The organism is Sphingomonas sp. CCH9-F2 (assembly GCF_001556735.1).
GTDB classification, from domain to species: domain Bacteria; phylum Pseudomonadota; class Alphaproteobacteria; order Sphingomonadales; family Sphingomonadaceae; genus Sphingomonas; species Sphingomonas ginsenosidimutans.
In genome coordinates this window covers 1-3,073 of sequence record NZ_LSJO01000033.1, presented here as the reverse complement: position 1 = coordinate 3,073, position 3,073 = coordinate 1, and the positions used below count along the sequence as shown (strand labels likewise).

At 66.9% G+C, this 3,073-nt stretch carries 2 protein-coding genes; both read left to right on the top strand.

Annotated elements, in window-relative coordinates; genetic code table 11:
* Window positions 1-2,705: 2-oxoglutarate dehydrogenase E1 component (locus tag AX685_RS01030; RefSeq protein WP_066484458.1), on the top strand; the 2,705-nt coding region annotated here is incomplete at its 5' end.
* A gap of 120 nt (window positions 2,706-2,825) precedes the next feature.
* The coding region (locus AX685_RS01025) for a biotin/lipoyl-containing protein (RefSeq protein WP_331710138.1) at window positions 2,826-3,073 on the top strand (248 nt) is incomplete at its 3' end.

The following is a 3,073-nucleotide window of genomic DNA, read 5'->3' as shown; positions in this document are numbered from 1 at the left end:
CCGCCGCGCCGGCCGCGCCCGCCCCGTCGCAGGACGATATCGTGAAGGCCGCGGGCGACGCGATCCGCGCGCAGATGCTGATCCGCACCTATCGCGTGCGGGGGCATCTGGCCGCCAATCTCGACCCGCTCGGCCTGTCCGGCCCGCGCGCGCTGCCGGCCGACCTGACGACCGAATACCACGGCTTCTCCGACGCCGACATCGATCGCCCGGTCTATCTGGGCGGCACGCTGGGGATGCAATGGGCGACGGTACGCGAGATCGTCGACACGCTGCGCCGCAACTACTGCGGCAGCGTGGGCCTGGAGTATATGCACATCGCCGATGTCGAGGAGCGCAAGTTCCTTCAGGAGCGCATGGAGGGCAAGGACAAGGCGATCGAATTCTCGGTTCAGGGCAAGAAGGCGATCCTGAACAAGGTGATCGAGGCCGAGCAGTGGGAGAAGTTCCTGGGCCGCAAGTATGTCGGCACCAAGCGCTTCGGCCTCGACGGCGGCGAAAGCATGATCCCGGCGCTGGAAAGCGTCATCAAGTACGGCGGCGCGGCCGGCGTGAACGAGATCGTGTTCGGCATGGCGCACCGCGGGCGCCTGAACGTGCTGGCCAATGTGATGGCCAAGCCGCTGCGCGTGATCTTCCACGAATTCGCCGGCGGTTCGGCCAACCCCGACGACATCGGCGGTTCGGGCGACGTCAAATATCACCTCGGCACCTCGACCGACCGTGAATTCGACGGGCACAGGGTGCACATGTCGCTGGTCGCCAACCCCTCGCACCTCGAGGCGGCGGACCCGGTGGTGCTGGGCAAGGTGCGCGCGATCCAGACGATCGCCAAGGATCTGGACACCCATTCGCGCGCGCTGCCGGTGCTGATCCACGGCGACGCGGCCTTTGCCGGCCAAGGCATCGTGTGGGAATGCTTCGGCTTTTCCGGCATCCGCGGCTACAACACCGGCGGCTGCGTCCATTTCGTCATCAACAACCAGATCGGCTTCACCACCAGCCCGCAGTTCGCGCGCTCTTCGCCCTATCCGTCGGATGTGGCCAAGGGGGTGCAGGCACCGATCTTCCACGTCAACGGCGACGATCCCGAGGCGGTGACCTTCGCCACCAAGATGGCCATCGAATACCGCCAGACGTTCCACCGCGACGTGGTGGTCGACATGTGGTGCTATCGCCGCTTTGGCCATAACGAGGGCGACGAGCCGGGCTTCACCCAGCCGCTGATGTACAAGGCGATCCGCAGCCATCCGCCGGTGTCGGAGATCTACGGCAAGCGCCTGATCGAGGAGAAGGTGGTCGATCAGGCGTGGATCGACGACGCCATCGCGCAGCAGACCACGCTGCTGGAGGGCGAGTTCGAGGCGGGCGCCAGCTACAAGCCCAACAAGGCCGACTGGTTCGCCGGGCGCTGGTCGGGGCTGCACGCCCCCGCCGACCCCGAAACCGCGCGGCGCAGCGTCGACACCGGGATCGAGCCGAAGCTGTTCGATTCGATCGGCCGCACGCTGACGACGGTTCCCGACAGCATCGCGATCCACAAGACGCTGGCGCGCGTGCTGGACGCCAAGCGACAGATGTTCGCCACCGGCCAGAATTTCGACTGGGCGACCGGTGAGGCGCTGGCGTTCGGGTCGCTGCTGCACGAAGGCTATGGCGTGCGCCTGTCCGGCCAGGATTCGGGCCGCGGCACCTTCTCGCAGCGGCACGCCGTCTGGGTCGACCAGAATGACGAGCACAAATACGTGCCGCTGTGGACCGTCCCGCACGGCAGCTTCGAGGTGCTGGACAGCCCGCTGAGCGAATATGGCGTGCTGGGCTTCGAATATGGCTATGCGCTCGCCGATCCGAAGACGCTGGTTCTGTGGGAGGCGCAGTTCGGCGACTTCGTCAACGGCGCGCAGATCATGATCGACCAGTTCATCGCCAGCGGCGAGGCCAAGTGGCTGCGCGCCAACGGCCTGGTGATGCTGCTGCCGCACGGGTACGAGGGCCAGGGGCCGGAACACAGCTCCGCACGTCCGGAACGCTTCCTGCAATTGTGCGCGGGCGACAACATGCAGGTCGCCAACTGCACCACGCCGGCCAATTACTTCCACCTGCTGCGCCGGCAGATGCACCGCACGTTCCGCAAGCCGCTGATCGTGATGACGCCCAAGTCGCTGCTGCGCCACAAGCTGGCGGTCAGCCGCGCCGAGGATTTCCAGGGCGACAGTCACTTCCGCCGCATCCTGTCCGATCCGTCGGCGCCGGCGGATGCCGCGACGACGCGGCTGGTGCTGTGCACCGGCAAGGTCGCCTACGACCTGATCGAGGCGCGCGACGCGGCCGGCGACGAGACCACCCAGATCGTCCGCATCGAACAGCTCTATCCCTTCCCCACCGAGGCGCTGGCGAAGCGGATCGAGCGGATGCCGAATCTGGAGCATGTCGTCTGGGCGCAGGAAGAACCGAAGAACAACGGCTATTGGTTCTTCGTCGAGCCGTTCATCGAGGAAGCGCTGGGCATGACGAATGCGCAGATCGCGCGTCCGCGCTACGCCGGCCGCACCGCCGCCGCCTCGCCCGCGACCGGCCTGATGAAGCGTCACCAAGCCGAACAGGGGGCGCTGATCGCCGACGCGCTCGGGCATAACGTGCGCGACGAGATCCGCCGCACGCGCGAGGCCGACACCACCAAGAAGTCGGGCAAGGCCGCCAGCTGATGGCGGCCGTCGTCCGGATGGCGTGCCACGACGCCGGAATCACCACCCTACGTACCGCGCCGTTGTCCACGCTGAACGGCGACGCCACCTATATCGACGATGAACAGGACAGGAAGTAACATGGCAACCGAGGTCCTCGTCCCCACGCTGGGCGAATCGATCACCGAAGCGACGGTCGGCGAATGGCTGAAGCAGCCCGGCGACCCCGTCGCCGTCGACGAGGCGATCGCCAGCCTGGAAACCGACAAGGTCTCCGTCGAGGTCCCGTCTCCCGTCGCCGGCGTGATGGGCCAGCATGCGGTCAAGGTCGGCGACACCGTCGAGGTCGGCGCGATGATCGCCACGATCGAAAGCGGTGACGGCGCCGC